Genomic DNA, 15,894 nt, shown 5'->3' on the forward strand with positions numbered 1-15,894 from the left:
GCCCGAGATGGTGACATGATCGGCATGCGCCTTTGAGACGCCAGCGGCAACCGTGCCGACGCCGACCTCGGAGACCAGCTTGACCGAGACCAGGCCGTCCGGGTTGACGTTCTTGAGGTCGTAGATCAGCTGCGCCAGATCCTCGATCGAATAGATGTCATGGTGCGGCGGCGGCGAGATCAGGCCGACGCCGGGCGTCGAATGCCGCACCCGCGCGATGGTGGTGTCGACCTTGTGGCCGGGCAGTTGCCCGCCTTCGCCGGGCTTGGCGCCCTGCGCCATCTTGATCTGCATCATGTCGGAATTGACGAGATATTCCGTGGTGACGCCGAAGCGCCCCGAGGCCACCTGCTTGATCGCCGAGCGCATCGAATCGCCGTTCGGCAGCGGCTTGAAGCGGTCGCTCTCCTCGCCGCCCTCGCCGGTGTTGGACTTGCCGCCGATCCGGTTCATCGCGATCGCAAGCGTCGTATGGGCCTCGCGCGAGATCGAGCCGAAACTCATCGCGCCGGTGGCAAACCGCTTGACGATTTCTCTTGCCGGTTCGACCTCCTCGAGCGTGACCGGCTTGCGCTTCTCGTCCTCGGCGGTCTTGATCCGGAACAGGCCGCGCAGCGTCACCAGCCGCTCCGACTGCTCGTTGAGGATTTTCGCGAACGCGCGGTAGCGCTCCGCCGAATTGCCGCGCACCGCGTGCTGCAGCGTCGAGACCGATTCGGCGGTCCAGGCGTGGTCCTCGCCGCGGGTGCGGTAGGCGTATTCGCCGCCGACATCGAGCGCGGTCCTGTAGAGCTGGGCGTCGCCGAACGCATCCGCATGGCGGCGCGCGGTTTCCTCGGCGATCTCGGCGAGGCCAACGCCTTCGATGCGGGTATGGGTGCCGGCGAAATATTTTGCGACGAAATCCGCCTTCAGCCCGACGGCGTCGAAAATCTGCGCGCCGCAATAGGACTGATAGGTCGAGATGCCCATCTTCGACATCACCTTCAGAAGACCCTTGCCGATCGACTTGATGTAGCGCTTGACGATCTCGTGGTCGTCGAGCGCGCCCGGCAGGCGGTCCTTCATCGCAATGATGGTCTCGAACGCCAGATAGGGGTTGATCGCCTCGGCGCCGTAGCCGGCGAGGCAGGCGAAGTGATGCACCTCGCGCGGTTCGCCGGATTCGACCACGAGGCCAACCGAGGTGCGCAGGCCCGTGCGGATCAGATGATGGTGCACGGCGGCGCAGGCGAGCAGCGAGGGGATCGGAATCCGGTCCGTGCCGGCCATGCGGTCGGACAGGATGATGATGTTGACGCCCTCGCGCACCGCACCTTCGGCGCGCGCGCATAATTCGTCGAGCACCTGCTCCATTCCAGCCGCGCCAAAGCCGGCATGGAAGTTGGTGTCGAGCGTGCGCGACACGAAATGGGTTTCGGCGACTTCGGAGATCGAGCGGATCTTTTCCAGATCCGCGTCGGTCAGGATCGGCTGGTGCACTTCCAGCCGCTTGGTCGAGGCCATGCCCTGCAGATCGAACAGGTTCGGCCGCGGCCCGATGATCGAGACGAGGCTCATGACGAGCTCCTCGCGGATCGGGTCGATCGGCGGGTTGGTGACCTGGGCGAAATTCTGCTTGAAATAGCTGAAGAGCTGCTTCGGCCGGTCCGACAGCGCCGAGATCGGCGTGTCGTTGCCCATCGAGCCGGCGGCTTCCTCGCCGGTCGCCGCCATCGGCGTCATCAGGATGTTGATGTCTTCCTGGCTATAGCCGAACGCCTGCTGGCGGTCGAGCAGCGGCAAATTGGAGCGCATGCCCCTGGTCGGCGCGTCAGGCAATTCCTCGAGCTGGATCTGGGTGCGGCCGAGCCATTCGCGGTAGGGATGGCTGCTGGCGAGCTTGGCCTTGATCTCGTCGTCGGGAATGAGCCGGCCCTGTTCGAGGTCGACCAGCAGCATCTTGCCGGGCTGCAGCCGCCATTTGGTGATGATCTGGTCCTCGGGGATCTTCAAGACGCCCATTTCGGATGCCATCACGATGCGGTCGTCGCGGGTGACGAGATAACGCGCCGGGCGCAGGCCGTTGCGGTCGAGCGTGGCGCCGATCTGGCGGCCGTCGGTGAAGGCGATCGCGGCGGGGCCGTCCCATGGCTCCATCAGCGCGGCGTGATATTCGTAGAAGGCGCGGCGGGTCTCGTCCATCAAGGGATTGCCGGCCCAGGCTTCCGGAATCATCATCATCACGGCATGCGGCAGCGAGTAGCCGCCCTGCACCAGAAATTCCAGCGCGTTGTCGAAGCAGGCGGTGTCGCTTTGTCCTTCATAGGAGATCGGCCACAACCGGCTGATGTCCCTGCCGTAGAGTTCCGAATGCACCGAGGCCTGTCGCGCCGCCATCCAGTTGACGTTGCCGCGCAGCGTGTTGATCTCGCCGTTGTGGGCGATGAAGCGGTAGGGGTGCGCCAGCGACCAGGTCGGGAAGGTGTTGGTCGAGAAACGCTGATGCACCAGCGCCAGCGCGCTCTCGAAATCCGGCTCGTGCAGGTCGGGATAATATTTGGCGAGCTGGTCGGCGAGGAACATGCCCTTGTAGATCACGGTGCGGCACGACATCGAGCAGGGATAATAGCCGGCCAGCCCACGGTCGCGGCGCTGATAGATCGCCTGCGAGATCGACTTGCGCAGGATGTAGAGCCTTCGCTCGAACTCGTCCTCGGTCGCGGCCGTGCCGTTGCGGCCGATGAACACCTGCATGTGGGTCGGTTCGGTCGGCTTGACGGTTTCGCCGAGCGAGGAATTGTCGGTCGGCACGACGCGCCAGCCGAGCAGCGTCAACCCTTCCTTCCTGATCTGATCGGCGACGATGCTCTTGATGACGTTGCGCCACGGGGTGTCGCGCGGCATGAACAGCGCGCCGACGGCGTATTCACCGGGTTGCGGCAATTGAAAGCCGGTCTCGGCGGCCTTGCGCGCAAAGAAGGCGTGCGGAATCTGCACCAGAATGCCGGCGCCGTCGCCGGCGCGCGAATCGGCGCCGACCGCGCCGCGGTGTTCGAGGTTGCCGAGGATGCTGATCGCGTCGGAGACGATCTGGTGCGATTTCCTGCCCTTGATGTTGGCGATGAAACCGACGCCGCAGGAATCCTTCTCCAGCGCGAGATCGTAAAGTCCCTCGGCGGGCGGGCGCCAGCTATGTTCGCGGACCGGCGCTTGATGCGAAGGTTCCGCCGAGGCCGCGGTCGCCGACGGCATTTCTGTCACGATGGTCTCGCGCGCGAATTCCGACCCGCTCATCTCGCGTCCTCTCAATCAGGCCAACCGCCTCACCGCCATCGGCGCACCTTGGGCGTTTGCGGCACCCACCGGGCCACCGCTCGTCCGCTGCGAGCCGCAATGTCCTAAATTCAGGCCAGGGCGTTCAACGTCCCCGAGGAACAGCCTTGCCTGCGCCTTCCCGGCGCCGGGGCTTTCGGTGCAATCCCCGCGCCGGGAAAGCTCCGCAATTGAGACAGTGATACTGTCCTAACTCTGACCATGCCAAATTTTTTTCTATCATACAAGCGCCCGCAAGTCGCTGGTTGCATGGCGGGCCGGTGACGGCATGGCCCGCGCGCGGCCGCCCCGGATTTGAGGCAAACGCGCCGCGATCCGGCCCAAGGACCGCCGGATTTCGCAATGAAAGTTCGCAGCCGGGAAAGCCGGACAAGAGAGCGGAAACGCTTCGGGCTTGAGGCGGAGGGCTGGGATTTGCAGGAGCGATCGGCGATGAAGTTTTTCGCGGGATGGGCCGTAGCGGCCGGACTGGTGCTCGCCGCGGCGAGCGCCCAGGCGCAGTCACAGGCGCCCCATCAGGCTGGAAGTTCGTCCTACACCGCGGTGTCCGATTTTGGCGACCCCTATACGGCGGTGCCGCGGGAACCGCCGCCACCGCGCTACGGTTACGGGCCGACGCTGCTGCCGCCGGAAGAGGTCTACACCGTGCTGCGCGAAAGCGGGTTTTTGCCGCTCGGCATTCCAAGGCAACGCGGTTTTGTCTACACGATCGCGGTGATCGACCGCGGCGGCGACGACGGAAGGCTGATCATCGACGCCCGCAACGGGCGGATCCTCCGCTTCATACCGGCCTCCCGGATCGGCGATCGTTTCGACGATGACTTGACCATGAATTACGGTTCGGCAGGCCCGCCGCCGACGCACCGGGTCGCAGGTCCGCCGCGGCCGCCGGCCTCCGTGCCGCATGTCGCGAACCGCGCAGTGCCGTTGCCGAAAGCGAGCCCGCTGGCAGCAAGGCCAGTGCCGGAGCCGGAGCAGCAAGCGGCCGCCGCGCCTCGGAAAGCCGTTGAGGCCGAGACGCTGCCGCCGCCGACCGCCACCGTCGGTCAGGCCAGGCCGCCAGCGCCCACGATCCAGCCGTCGCAGGAGATGCCGAAGGTGCAGGGGCTGGAGTGAGATCACCAAACCGAGCGTCATTCCGGGGCGCGACCAACGGGTCCGCGCAAAGGGCGGCCCGATGACAGGCTCCGTCGCGAGCTATGATGTGCAATTGCACATCGGGGAGTGACGAATGACAAAAAACGCCCCGGTTTCCCGGGGCGTTTCGCGATCAGCCAACATCTGCTGAAGATCGAACCGACGTTAAGCGGCGACCTTTTCCGCCTTGCCGTCGACGAGCTGCGGCACCGGGGCGCCGGTCGCGATCGGGATGTTGCGGGGCTTCTTGGCCTCGGGAATCTCGCGGACGAGGTCGACATGGAGCAGGCCGTTCTCGAGCGAAGCGTCCTTCACCTGGACGAAATCGGCGAGCTGGAAGACGCGTTCGAAGGCGCGCGCGGCGATGCCGCGGTACAGCACTTCGGACTTGTCCTTGCCGTTCTCGTTGGCGGTTTTCTCGCCCTTGATCGTCAGCGTATTTTCCTTCGCCACGATCGAAAGCTCACCCTGGGCGAAGCCGGAGACCGCGACGCTGATCCGGTACGCGTTCTCGCCGGTGCGCTCGATGTTGTAGGGGGGATAGCCGGGGCTGCCGTCCGCGGTCGCCTGGTCGAGCAGGTTGAAGAAGCGGTCGAAGCCGATGGTGGAACGATAAAACGGGGTGAGGTCGTAGGTACGCATAGGGTAGTCCTCCATTGAGCGACTGTTTCAGGTAACCCGCCCGCCATCGGGCCGGGCTTTGGTCTCATGTGCAGCCTGGCATTTCCTGTGGAAACACTGGTAGCGGCCTGCACGAAGGTGATATGGGAGGGGCCTTGCCGCGTTCAAGAGGGTCGGAACGGCGTCCGTTTTTGTCGTTCAGGCCCTTGATTCCCAGTCCTTTTTGCCTATCCGGTCCAGCGCCATGACGCTCGTCTCCATTCCTGCCAATCCGGTCCCGGAGGACGTCATCTCAGGCACCATCAAGACGCCGGACGGCGCCGAATTGCGGTTCGCACGCTGGGCGCCGCCGGCGGGGCGCAAGGGCACGGTCTGCGTCTTCACCGGGCGCGGCGAGCAGATCGAAAAATATTTCGAAACGGTGCGCGATCTGCGCGACCGCGGTTTCGCGGTGGCGATGATCGACTGGCGCGGGCAGGGCCATTCGTCGCGGCGCTTGCGCGATCCGCGCAAGGGCTATGTCCGCGACTTCGGCGATTTCGAGGTCGACGTCGAAACCTTCGTGCAGCAGGTGGTGCTGCCGGATTGCCCGCCGCCTCATTTCGCGCTGGCGCATTCGATGGGCGGGGCGGTGATGCTGCGGCTTGCGCATGCCGGCAAACGCTGGTTCGACCGCATGGTGCTGTCGGCGCCGATGATCGATCTGCCCGGCCGCACCACCTCGTTGCTCCCGACCGCGCTGCTGCGGATCATGCGGCTCGCCGGCCAGGGCGGCCGCTACATCCCCGGCGGCAGCGACACGCTGATCGGCGCGGACTCCTTCGTCAACAATCCCCTGACCAGCGACCCCGTGCGTTACGCCCGCAACGCCGCGATCCTGGAGGAGGAGCCGACGCTCGGCATCGCCGCGCCGACGGTCGCCTGGGCCGACGCCGCGTTCACCGCGATGCGCACCTTCCGCGGCGCGAGCTATCCTTCCGAGATCCGCCAGCCGATCCTGATGCTCGCCGCCAGCAACGACACCATCGTCTCGACCGCGGCGATCGAGGAATTCGCCTATCATCTGCGCGCCGGCTCGCATCTCGTGATCGCCGGCTCCAAGCACGAGATCTTGCAGGAGCAGGACCGCTACCGCGCGCAGTTCTGGGCGGCGTTCGATGCCTTCGTGCCGGGCACGCCGCTGTTTTCGTGAGCAGGGCCCCGGTCAGGGGTTGGTCGGCAGACGCGCGACGATCCGCGCAGGCAGCCGCCGCTCGACGAACAGCGTCCTGACCTCGGCCACGCTGAGGTAGCGGCCTTCGCCGTCACCCTTGCCCATGATCTTGAGCAGAACCGGCCATTCGCCGTTCATCAGCTTCCGGTCAATCGGGCGTCGCGCGCCCGCGGCGCGATCGAAATTCGCGTCCATGTAGGCGGTGATCTCCTCGATGGTCAGTCCGCGCTCGATGCCGCCGGATGGATCCTGCCGGTCCTTGCCAAAGCTGGCCAGACGCTCAAGTTCGGCCTCACTGACCTCGGCCGTCGTGCCGAGGATGCGGGAGCTGCAGCCATGCTTGTCCAGCGGACCGTCGCGCAGCGCGTCGAGCTCCGCCCCGGACCAGAAGCTGCGCAACAGCCGCAGCGGACTTAGCCCATTCGCGATGAGGGCAACGAAGTAGACCTGCACGCCGGCCAGTATTGCTTTCAATCCCTGTTCGCCGCTTGCGGCCTTGATGGTCTCTGAAAGCGTTGCGAGTGGCACGAATTGGCCACCGACAAGACCTTCGGCCACCAGCGCGCGCAGGAACGGGCAGGGATTTTTGGGCGAAACCGCGATCGGCCGGGCGGGCGCAACGCTTGAAATCGTGGCAATGCGGTCGTCTGGCATGGCTCTCGATCCTGAAAAGAACGAACGATGAAAGGGTAATGTGCCTCGATGTGAAGCGAATGAAGGTCTTGATTGGCGAACTCGGAACGGGCGCGCTACTTCAGCGTGCGCCGGAGTTTGGCGGAATTGTAGTACGTGTCAACCGAAGTGGCCATTCAGGAATTCGCCGTGCGTTTCGGGGCCGGCTCCACCAGCGAAAATCTGGTCGACGGCACGCCGGCTTTCAGAAGTCCGTCCCGATAATGGGCGATATCGGCCTCGGATTTCCAGTGGAAGTTCCTCAAGTGCCGCTCGACGGTCAGGCCCGGGTAGTTGGCCAGCAGGATCTCCGTCGCCTCCGCCGCTTCCTCGCTCCGTCCGGATTGCGCGAGCGCTGCTGCACGGACCGCAAGCACCTGAAGATGATAGGGGTTCGAATAGAGCGCCTCGCGCGCCCAGGACAGCGAAGCATCGTACTGCCGCAGCAGGTAATGGCTGAACGCATTGGTGGCTGCGAATTGATACCTTGGATCGGAGTTGCCGCGCTGCGCCGCCATCGAAAACAGGTCGATCGCCTGCCGATGCTCGCCGGTCACGAAGTGACACATGCCCTGAACGCCGCGCGCGCCCATATCGTACGGGTTCAGCTCGACCGCCCGCTTCGCGGCGTCCATGGCCGCCTCGAAATGGCCTTCCATCGCGTGCAAATAGGCGAGAATCTGAAATGCGAAGGACGAGCGCGGGTCGAGCCGGACGCTGCTTTCGGCCAGGCTCATCGCCGTGGTCCACAGTTCGCGCGTGCTCTTGATCCACCCGAACTGGATGCCCTGCACCATGATCGTGGCGAGATAGGCGCGGGCGATCGACAGCGTCGGATCGAGCGCGATGGCTTCCTTGAACAGGGCGATCGAGGTTTCGTAATCCGCCTTGGTCTGGTGGTAATAGTGGGAAAGCCCTTTCAGGAACCGATCCCAGGCCGTCAGATCGTTCGACGTCGCCCGCGGCGGGGCGGCGGCTTCCGCCCGATAAATCTCCGCTGCGATCGCCGCTGAAAGGCTCGTGGTGATCTCGTCCTGCATCGCGAACAGATCGCCGATATCCCGGTCATATCGACCGTTCCACAATTGCTCGCCGCTCTCCGGCGCGATCAGCTCGGCGGTGACGCGAATTTTGGTTCCAGCGCGCCGCACCGAGCCCTGGATCAGGTAGGTCGCGTCGATCTCGCGCGCGATCAGGCGCGTGCTGACATTCTTGCTCTTGAACGAGAAGGTCGCATTCCGGCTCAGCACCCGGTAGAACGATTGCAGCGAGAGCGCGTGGATCAGATCCTCGGTCAGCCCGTCGGAAAAATATTCGTCGGTGTTGTCGCTGAGATTGGCGAAGGGGAGCACGCCTACGATCGCAGTCCGGTATTGCGCCGCCAGGTTCGATGTGTCCTTCGATGCGGGCTCACGGCCGCGGCTGTCGGATCCGCCCGGCTCCCAGGTCCAGACCTGGACCGGCTGGTCGATGTTCTTGAAGCGGTGGCTGCCGGCGTCGACAAAGCTGACGTTGAGATGCTTGCCGGCCTCGCCATAGGCCTTGGCGGAAACCGCCAGTCCGCCGGGAGCTGCGACCGATTCAAGGCGGACGGCGATGTTGACGTCGTCCCCGAACACTTCGTCCTCGTCGGCCATCACATCGCCCATGTGGATGCCGAAACGGAACTGCATCACCCGGTCGGCGGGGATATGGTTGTTCCGCTCCACCATCAGCGACTGCATCTCGATCGCGGCCTCGATCGCGCCGACGATGCTCGCAAACTCCAGCAGGAAGCCGTCGCCGGTGTTTTTGACCAGCCGGCCGCCATGGTTGAGGATGATCGGGTAGATCGCGGTTCGATGGGCCTTGAAGGCGGCGTGCGTCCCCGCTTCGTCGGCGCCCATCATGCGGGCGTAGCCGGCGACGTCGGCGCAGACGATGGCGGCTAGGCGTCTCTCCATGTCTCCCGTGCTCCGGAACTGGCGGATCATCCCATACGTGGTCGGCCGGCCGAATCCAATGAATTAAACACATGGCCCATGATGGAGACCCGACCTGGACGCCTAAGGCAATCCGCCCGGGACTGGTGCGTGGTCGGACTGACGGTCATGGAACAGGTAACCGCAGGATTGTTGTGTCGCTAGGATGGCAAGGCCGCATTTTTGTGAAATTCTCCGCGGCGTTCGATGCGAAAGCCACCGGCCGCGTCCGGCAGTCCGAGGGCGTGATCGCCTGGATCAACCGCTCGCTGGGCTCGGCGTCCGTGTCGGAATGCTCGAGGTGCGCCGAATTCAGCCGTGAAAGTTTCACCGGCGCGCTGCCAGCGAGCTAGCCCGAGACCGATCACCGCGATCAGCCAAACAAAATCCATCCGCGCGCGCGCCGCCCGGTGAAACCGGTTGGCAAATGTCTGACATCGCCACTATAAGGATACGCGAGCCCGGCTTGGCCACGGAGGTTGCGACGGCGATGCGGCGGCGCGATGTGCTGATCGGCGGCTTGGCGTGGGCGCAGTTGCTCGCGTCGCGGCGCGCGCGGGCGCAGGGTCCCTCGACCCGGGCCGCGGTCGTGATCGGGGTCAACAGGACCGGCAACCTGCCGATTTTGCAGGCGGCGGCGGCTGGCGCCAAATCCGTCGCCCAGTGGCTGGCCGGAGAAGACTTCGACGTTACCTCGATTGTCGACGACGCGCAGCCGGTCACCGCGGCCGCGATCAAGCAGGCGGTCACCGGGTTGGTCAACAAGGGCACGCTCACCCAGCTCGTGGTCTATTTCTCCGGCCACGGCATGAGCTTCGGCTATAACGAATACTGGCTGCTGACGGGCGCGCCCGACGACCCCAACGAAGCGGTCAGCGTGATGGAGTGCTGGGAGCTCGCGCACAAGAGCGGCATTCCGAACGTCATCTTCATATCGGATGCGTGCCGGTCGATTCCCGACTACAACGCCAGCCTGGTCCGTGGAACGCTGATCTTTCCCAACAGGCCGCTGTTGGCCGGCTCGCGACGCTCCGAAGTCGACCGCTTTCTGGCGACAGAACCGGGCGCGCCGTCGTTCGAAGTCGCGCTTGCCGCCAGCAGATATACCGGCATCTATACATCGACGTTCCTGGACGCGTTCATGCATCCCCAGCCGGACATGGTGCGGACCATCGAGGGAAAAAGCGTGATCCCGAACATCATGCTGCAGGAATTTCTGTCAAGGGAGGTGCCGCTGCGGCTCGGCAATGTCGACCTGCAACACACCCAATACCCGGATTCGCGGATCGAATCGCGCGACCAGAACTATATCGGCCGCGCGCTCGGCCCCGCCATCGCCGCGCTCGCGCCCGACGTGCCGAAAAAGGTAACGACGCTGGATATCGCCAATCACCAGCTCGATGCCGCCGGCGTCCGCGCGCCCAATTCGTTTCGACGATTCAGCCCCCAGATCATCGCGCAGGCCGCGTCGGACTCCGGGTTTAAGGCGGGGCAGAAGTCCATTCTCGAGGCCAGTCGCCCGGACTCATTCGACGCCAGGACCGGCTTTGCCATCAGCGGCGCGCGCGTGCGCTTTGCCCTCGCAGCCGCGGACAGCAATGCGGAGATCGTCACCGCCGGCGGCGGGGCGGGCGAACCCGCATTGGTGAGAATTGCGCAGCCCCGCGATCGTCCGGTCAGCGTCGGCCTGATGTTCGAGGACGGTTCGGGCACGGTCGTCGCCGCCCTGCCGGGATTCGTCGGCACGCTGACGGTCGAGGGCGGGCGGGTCACGAGCGTTACCTATCTGCCATCACGCAACAGCAACCGCTGGGACGAATATGCGAGCGAACGCAAGCGTCTCGACGAACTACGCGCGCTGGTCGCCACCGCCGCCAAGTTTGGCGTGTTCCGGATCGAGGGAGCGAAAGACGACAAGGTCGATGCGGCGCGCCGGCTGGCCGACCAGATCCGGGTGCTCAAGGGGATCGATCCGACGCTTGGTATCTACGCGGCCTACGCCTATGCCGACGCCAATCTGACCGAGCAGGTGCGTTCGGTGTACGCATTCATGCGTGGCGACCTCGGCATCGATCTGTTCGACATCGCGCTAGTGGCGGACGCCCTGTCGGGCAAGCGGATCGAAGGCCCGGGCGATGTCGTGCCGTTTTGCCCGATGCTGACGCAGGGCTGGCAACTGCTTCGGGTCAAGGAAGTTTCGCTGTCGGAGCAGGTGGAGCGGGCGCGCAACGACATGCGGCAGGCGCTGTGGACCACCTTCGGCCCGCGCGGCATGGATTCGATTTTCAGCGCCATTCAGGCTGCGCGAAACAGGAACGCCGGATGACGGCAGCCCGTGCCGGCGGCCCGCGAATGACGCAAAGCTGCGAAAGGAAGCGCGATGAACCGTCGTGAACTCCTCACACTCGCCGGCGCCGGTGTGGCCGCATCGATGTCGCCGGCGCGCGCCGCCGATCCCCATCCGGTGCGGCTGGTACTCGTGCATGGCCGCTCGCAGCAGGGCCTGAACCCGGTCGATCTGCAGTCGACCTGGCTCGAAACCCTGCGGCGCGGCGCGGCCAAGATCAATCGCTCGCTTCCGGAGCGGCTCGAGGTGGCGTTCCCCTATTATGGCGATACGCTTGACGAGTTTGCCCGGCGGTTCGAACTGCCGCTGACCACCGACATTCAGGCCAAGGGCAGCGCCGTGAACGCCGACTTCCTCAACTTCCAGGCCGAGGTCGCCGAAGACATGCGCCGCGGCGCCGGCATCAGCGATGCGCAGGTGCAGGAGGAGTTCGGGACCAACACGACGGAAAAGGGCCCGCAAAACTGGGCCTGGGTGCAGGCCATCATTCGCGCCATCGACAGGAATGCCGGCGGCATCAGCCAGTCCGCGATAGAGACATTCATGCGCGATGTCTATCTCTACACCACGCGCGCCGGGGTGCGGGACGCCATCGACCGCATCGTGGGCGGCGCCATCAACGAATCGCCATGTGTCGTGATCGGCCACTCGCTCGGATCGGTGGTGGCCTACAACGTCTTGCGCAACGATCGCCGCGCGCTCAAGGTGGCCGCCTACATCACGGTCGGCTCGCCGCTGGCGATACGCGCCGTGCGCGACCGGTTTCGGCCGATCGGATTCCCTGTTGCCGCCAGGAGCTGGTACAACGCGTTCGATCCGAAAGACGTGGTTGCGCTTTACCCGCTCGACGCTGCGAATTTCCCGGTCAACCCCGCGGTTCAGAACTTTGGCGGCGTCAACAACGCCACCGACAATCGCCATGGCATCGTCGGCTATCTCGACGACGCCGATGTTGCCAGGCACGTGCTGGACGCGCTCGGAGCCTAGCGCCGATCGATATCAATGGCCATGATGCAGCGCGCTGCCGGCGAGATAGAGCCCGAGAAAGATCATCGTGATCAGGAACCAGCGGCGGAACACGTCCGGCTGCATCCGCGAGCGCACCGCCTGGCCGATGAACATGCCGGTGAAGGATGCGGCCATCGCGACCGCACCCGGCAGCGCGGTGGCCGCGGTCAATAGTCCGGCGGCCGTGAGATTGAAGGCGAGCGCGAGCGTCGCCACCGTGAAGAACACGCCGAGCGCCTGCACCAGCTCGTCCTTCTCCATGCCGATCGCCTGCATGAACGGCATCGACGGGATCACCTGCACCCCGGTCGCCGCCGAAATCACCCCGGTGATCAGGCCGACGATGCCCCCGATCCATTTCTCGTCCGCTCGCGCGACCTTGAAGCTGAATTGGCCGAGGCTCACGACCGCATAGATCACGAGCAGCAGGCCGAGAATGACGGTGCCGTAGCGCGCATAGGGCCCGGTCAGCATGCCCGAATTCAGCCAGATGCCGACCACGGTGCCGAGCATCAGCGGCCACAGCCGCCGGACGATGTCGCGCAGATAGGGGCCGACAAAGGTCTGCCAGATATTGGTGACGATGGCCGGCACGATCACGATCGCCAGCGCCTGCGCCGGCGGCATCGTCACCGCCAGCAGTCCCATCGACACCGTCGGCAGGCCAAGCCCGATCACGCCCTTGACGAAGCCGGCGAGCAGGAAGGCGGCGGCGATGAACAGCAACAGGGAATCGAACATTTGAGCAGATTGACCGATCGACGACACCGGGACAATCTGGAGATGACGGTTAGCCCTTGGATTGGCCGAAGCCGTGTCGCGCAGAAATCACTTCGTCGTCGCGAGGCCGGCATCCCTGATGACATCGGCCCATTTCCTGATTTCGGCGTCGATAAATCCGCGGAAATGCTCCGGCGTGTCGCCGGCAACGGTGAGGCCTTGATCGGCGAGCTTTGCCTTCACGCTGGCGTCGACCATTGCCTCGTTGGTGATGCGGTTCAGGGCGGCGACGATCTTCTGGGGCGTTCCCGCCGGCGCGATCATGCCATACCAGTTCTCGATCAGGAGATCGGGCATGCCGACTTCCGCCGTGGTCGGCACATCCGGCGCGGTCGGCGCGCGCTCCCGCGCACCGAGGGCGATCGGGCGCAGGGTGCCGGCCCTGATGTGCGGCAAAATCACCGGCAGATCGAGGAACGTCATCTGCACCTGCTGGCCGAGCAGATCGTTGATGGCAGGCGCGGCGCCGCGATAGGGCACATGCACGATGTCGATGCCCGCGGTCAATTTGAACAATTCACCGGCAAGATGCGGCAGGCCGCCAACGCCGGCGGAGGCAAAATTGAGTTTGCCGGGTTGCGCCCTGGCGAGTGCGACGAGTTCGGCCATGTTTGTTGCGGGAACATTGCTCGCAACGACCAGCATTTCCGGTACCGTCACGACCAGCGTGATCGGTGCAAGGTCCTTCTGCGCGTCGTAGGCGACTTTTTCCATCGAGGGGCTGATGACAAGCGCGCTCGCGCTTACGATCCCGATCGTGTAGCCGTCGGGACTTGCTTTCGCGATCGCATCGGTGCCGAGTACCCCCGCCTGTCCGCCGCGGTTGTCGATCACGACCGGCTGCCTGGTCAGCTCCGACATCCGCTGTCCGACCAGGCGGGCGATGATGTCGTTGGGACCGCCGGGTGGGAACGGCACGATCAGCCGGATCGGCTTGTTCGGAAAATCCTGCGCGGCGGCGGCTGCCGGCGACAGCAGCAGCAAAAATCCCGTCAGCAGCCTACCCCAAATTCTCATGCAGACCTCATCCAGGCAGCAATTCGCTTGTGCTGGCGAGCTTAATGGACCGTTGAGTGATAAGATTGCTCCAAACCCAATTGTGGTGACGAATGACGCCGGCTGCGTCCAAATGAGGGCGATCGCTCAGCGTATGGCCGTCCGCGACCACCACGACGTTGTGATGATTTGAGACCGCTGACCGGACGGTCGCATCGACGCAAAAATCAGTTGCCCATCCGGTGATCAAGAGTCGATCTGGCACGATCTCCTGCAGGCGCGCCTGCAAGGGGGTGCCAGCAAATGGATCGTTCAGGTTTTTTCGAATGATAATATCGGCGGGATCTCGAAACAGTTCCGGGAGAAACGCCCAGCCGGGCGTTTGCGGTTCAAAATCGTCGCCCTTTCGGCCGCAGTGCTGGATGAAGATCACTCTGCCGGATTGAGCACGAACCTTGGTGGAGAGCCGGTTGATGCGCTCTATGATGCCGTGCAAGTCGTGTTTGGGCTCTCCGTTCAGAAGCCCGACCTGCATATCAACGATAAGCATGGCGTCCATTGTCGCCTCTAACCGTTCAGCAGCTTCATCGCCGCTTCGTGCACGCGCGGGTCGCCGGCGGCGATGATGCGGCCGCCGCCTTGCGCGGGCTTGCCGTCCCAGGTGGTGACGATGCCGCCGGCGCCGGTGATGATCGGGATCAGGCCGGCGATATCGTAGGGCTTCAGTTCGGTTTCGACCACGAGATCAAGATGGCCGGCGGCGAGCATGCAGTAGGAATAGCAATCGCCGCCGTAGCGTGTCAGCCGCACCGCATTCTCGACCCGGCCGAAGGCTGCGCGGTCGGCGGCGTTCATCAATAGCGGACTTGTCGTGTAGGAGGTCGCCTCTTTCAGCGACGGGCAGCGCCGCACCGTCAGTCTCCGCTCGCCGGACGGACCCTGATAATTCGCCGAGCCGTTGTCGCCGGAAAAACGCTCGCCGATATAGGGCTGGTGCATCATCCCGAACACCGGCGTGCCCCGGTGCAACAGCGCGATCAGCGTGCCCCAGATCGGAAAGCCGGCGATGAAGGATTTGGTGCCGTCGATCGGATCGAGCACCCAGACATATTCGGCGTCTTCGCGCTCGCTGCCGAACTCCTCGCCGACAATGCCGTGCTGGGGAAAGTTGGCCTTGATCAGCCGGCGCATCACCGCTTCGGCGGCGCGGTCGGCCTCGGTGACGGGGTCGAAATCGCTGGCGCTCTTGTTGTCGATGGAAAGCGAGGTCCGAAAGAACGGCAGGATGGTTTCGCCCGAGGAGGTCGCAAGGCGGCCGATGAAGGCTGTGAAATCGATGACCGTCACGGCATTTCCCCAAAAGGGCGAAGCGGGCTGTAGCATTCCGGCTCTTGCCTAGCTCAATCCGGCGAGGCGCGCACCGGTATCCCGGGGCTTGCCGCGGCTATTTTGAATGCCGAATCAGCCCGGCGCATTGGTGTATTTTCTGCTGACAGCACCGATCACAAAATCGAGAGGTTGATGGCTTAAAGCAGGCCAAAGTGTGGTTACAATGATCTACCATACAAGTAATATATTGAAATAAAACAAGAAAAACGAAATGTTAGGATTGTGTTGCTTTTGTGCAAGCCTCGCGAGTAATGCACCGAAAATAACGCCAGGGCTCTTGCATTTTGTGCAGCGCGGTCGCATATTGTTGCGGTGCGGTAGCGCTTTGCGTTATCGCTGCCCTCCTTGGGCGTTTCCTCCCTAGACTTGGGCCGCTTGTTCATTCAAGCGGCCCTTTTTTCTTTTTGGCTTCGTCATTCCGGGGCGCGTCGAAGCCGCGAACCCGGAATCTGGAG

At 64.2% G+C, this 15,894-nt stretch carries 13 protein-coding genes; 5 read left to right on the forward strand and 8 right to left on the reverse strand.

Annotated features, from left to right (window positions below; genetic code table 11):
* A partial coding sequence (gene gltB / locus WCE35_RS20945) for a glutamate synthase large subunit (protein WP_424595225.1) occupies positions 1-3,276 on the reverse strand: 3,276 nt, incomplete at its 3' end.
* Positions 3,277-3,747: 471 nt separating this feature from the next.
* On the opposite strand from gltB, the gene WCE35_RS20950 reads away from it, so the two are divergent.
* Positions 3,748-4,431 (forward strand): hypothetical protein, encoded by a 684-nt coding sequence (locus WCE35_RS20950; RefSeq protein ID WP_424595226.1) that lies wholly within the window; start codon positions 3,748-3,750, stop codon positions 4,429-4,431.
* Positions 4,432-4,617: 186 nt separating this feature from the next.
* On the opposite strand, the gene WCE35_RS20955 is transcribed toward WCE35_RS20950, so the two are convergent.
* Positions 4,618-5,094: an Hsp20 family protein gene (locus tag WCE35_RS20955; RefSeq protein WP_424595227.1), complete on the reverse strand. Its 477-nt coding sequence runs from the start codon at positions 5,092-5,094 to the stop codon at positions 4,618-4,620.
* Between the two features lie 223 nt (positions 5,095-5,317).
* Between WCE35_RS20955 and WCE35_RS20960 the strand changes: the two genes are divergently transcribed.
* Entirely contained in the window at positions 5,318-6,265 is a 948-nt protein-coding gene (locus WCE35_RS20960) for an alpha/beta fold hydrolase (protein ID WP_424595228.1), read from the forward strand.
* Between the two features lie 12 nt (positions 6,266-6,277).
* On the opposite strand, the gene WCE35_RS20965 is transcribed toward WCE35_RS20960, so the two are convergent.
* Both WCE35_RS20965 and WCE35_RS20970 read right to left on the reverse strand, forming a co-directional pair.
* Positions 6,278-6,940, reverse strand: a complete 663-nt coding sequence (locus WCE35_RS20965) for a hypothetical protein (RefSeq protein ID WP_424595229.1) — start codon at positions 6,938-6,940, stop codon at positions 6,278-6,280.
* Positions 6,941-7,095: 155 nt separating this feature from the next.
* Positions 7,096-8,901: an adenylate/guanylate cyclase domain-containing protein gene (locus tag WCE35_RS20970; protein ID WP_424595230.1), complete on the reverse strand. Its 1,806-nt coding sequence runs from the start codon at positions 8,899-8,901 to the stop codon at positions 7,096-7,098.
* Positions 8,902-9,104: 203 nt separating this feature from the next.
* Between WCE35_RS20970 and WCE35_RS20975 the strand changes: the two genes are divergently transcribed.
* The 3 genes from WCE35_RS20975 to WCE35_RS20985 all read left to right on the forward strand — a co-directional run bounded on the left by WCE35_RS20975 (position 9,105) and on the right by WCE35_RS20985 (position 12,253).
* A complete protein-coding gene (locus WCE35_RS20975) occupies positions 9,105-9,272 on the forward strand; it encodes a hypothetical protein (protein ID WP_424595231.1) in 168 nt (55 codons plus the stop codon).
* 113 nt (positions 9,273-9,385) lie between these two features.
* Positions 9,386-11,245 carry a caspase family protein gene (locus WCE35_RS20980; RefSeq protein WP_424595232.1) on the forward strand — a complete coding sequence of 620 codons (1,860 nt, stop codon included), beginning with the start codon at positions 9,386-9,388 and terminating at the stop codon, positions 11,243-11,245.
* A gap of 54 nt (positions 11,246-11,299) precedes the next feature.
* A complete protein-coding gene (locus tag WCE35_RS20985; protein ID WP_424595233.1) occupies positions 11,300-12,253 on the forward strand; it encodes a hypothetical protein in 954 nt (317 codons plus the stop codon).
* 12 nt (positions 12,254-12,265) lie between these two features.
* Here WCE35_RS20985 and WCE35_RS20990 read toward each other — a convergent pair whose 3' ends face one another.
* The 4 genes from WCE35_RS20990 to hisN form a co-directional block, all read right to left on the reverse strand.
* Positions 12,266-13,015: a sulfite exporter TauE/SafE family protein gene (locus WCE35_RS20990; protein WP_424595234.1), complete on the reverse strand. Its 750-nt coding sequence runs from the start codon at positions 13,013-13,015 to the stop codon at positions 12,266-12,268.
* Positions 13,016-13,102: 87 nt separating this feature from the next.
* Positions 13,103-14,071: a tripartite tricarboxylate transporter substrate binding protein gene (locus tag WCE35_RS20995; protein WP_424595235.1), complete on the reverse strand. Its 969-nt coding sequence runs from the start codon at positions 14,069-14,071 to the stop codon at positions 13,103-13,105.
* A gap of 7 nt (positions 14,072-14,078) precedes the next feature.
* Entirely contained in the window at positions 14,079-14,609 is a 531-nt protein-coding gene (locus WCE35_RS21000; RefSeq protein ID WP_424595236.1) for an isochorismatase family protein, read from the reverse strand.
* A gap of 8 nt (positions 14,610-14,617) precedes the next feature.
* Positions 14,618-15,397, reverse strand: a complete 780-nt coding sequence (gene hisN / locus WCE35_RS21005; RefSeq protein ID WP_424595237.1) for a histidinol-phosphatase — start codon at positions 15,395-15,397, stop codon at positions 14,618-14,620.
* Between the last annotated feature and the right edge of the window lie 497 nt (positions 15,398-15,894).

It is taken from the genome of Bradyrhizobium sp., from assembly GCF_049691595.1.
Classification (GTDB): Bacteria; Pseudomonadota; Alphaproteobacteria; order Rhizobiales; family Xanthobacteraceae; genus Bradyrhizobium.

Excerpts from the sequence above, each read along its gene's own strand:
- WCE35_RS20950 (WP_424595226.1), top strand. The coding sequence starts at position 3,748 with ATGAAGTTTTTCGCGGGATGGGCCGTAGCGGCCGGACTGGTGCTCGCC.
- WCE35_RS20955 (WP_424595227.1), bottom strand. The coding sequence starts at position 5,094 with ATGCGTACCTACGACCTCACCCCGTTTTATCGTTCCACCATCGGCTTC.
- WCE35_RS20960 (WP_424595228.1), top strand. The coding sequence starts at position 5,318 with ATGACGCTCGTCTCCATTCCTGCCAATCCGGTCCCGGAGGACGTCATC.
- WCE35_RS20965 (WP_424595229.1), bottom strand. The coding sequence starts at position 6,940 with ATGCCAGACGACCGCATTGCCACGATTTCAAGCGTTGCGCCCGCCCGG.
- WCE35_RS20970 (WP_424595230.1), bottom strand. The coding sequence starts at position 8,901 with ATGGAGAGACGCCTAGCCGCCATCGTCTGCGCCGACGTCGCCGGCTAC.
- WCE35_RS20985 (WP_424595233.1), top strand. The coding sequence starts at position 11,300 with ATGAACCGTCGTGAACTCCTCACACTCGCCGGCGCCGGTGTGGCCGCA.
- WCE35_RS20990 (WP_424595234.1), bottom strand. The coding sequence starts at position 13,015 with ATGTTCGATTCCCTGTTGCTGTTCATCGCCGCCGCCTTCCTGCTCGCC.
- WCE35_RS20995 (WP_424595235.1), bottom strand. The coding sequence starts at position 14,071 with ATGAGAATTTGGGGTAGGCTGCTGACGGGATTTTTGCTGCTGCTGTCG.
- WCE35_RS21000 (WP_424595236.1), bottom strand. The coding sequence starts at position 14,609 with ATGGACGCCATGCTTATCGTTGATATGCAGGTCGGGCTTCTGAACGGA.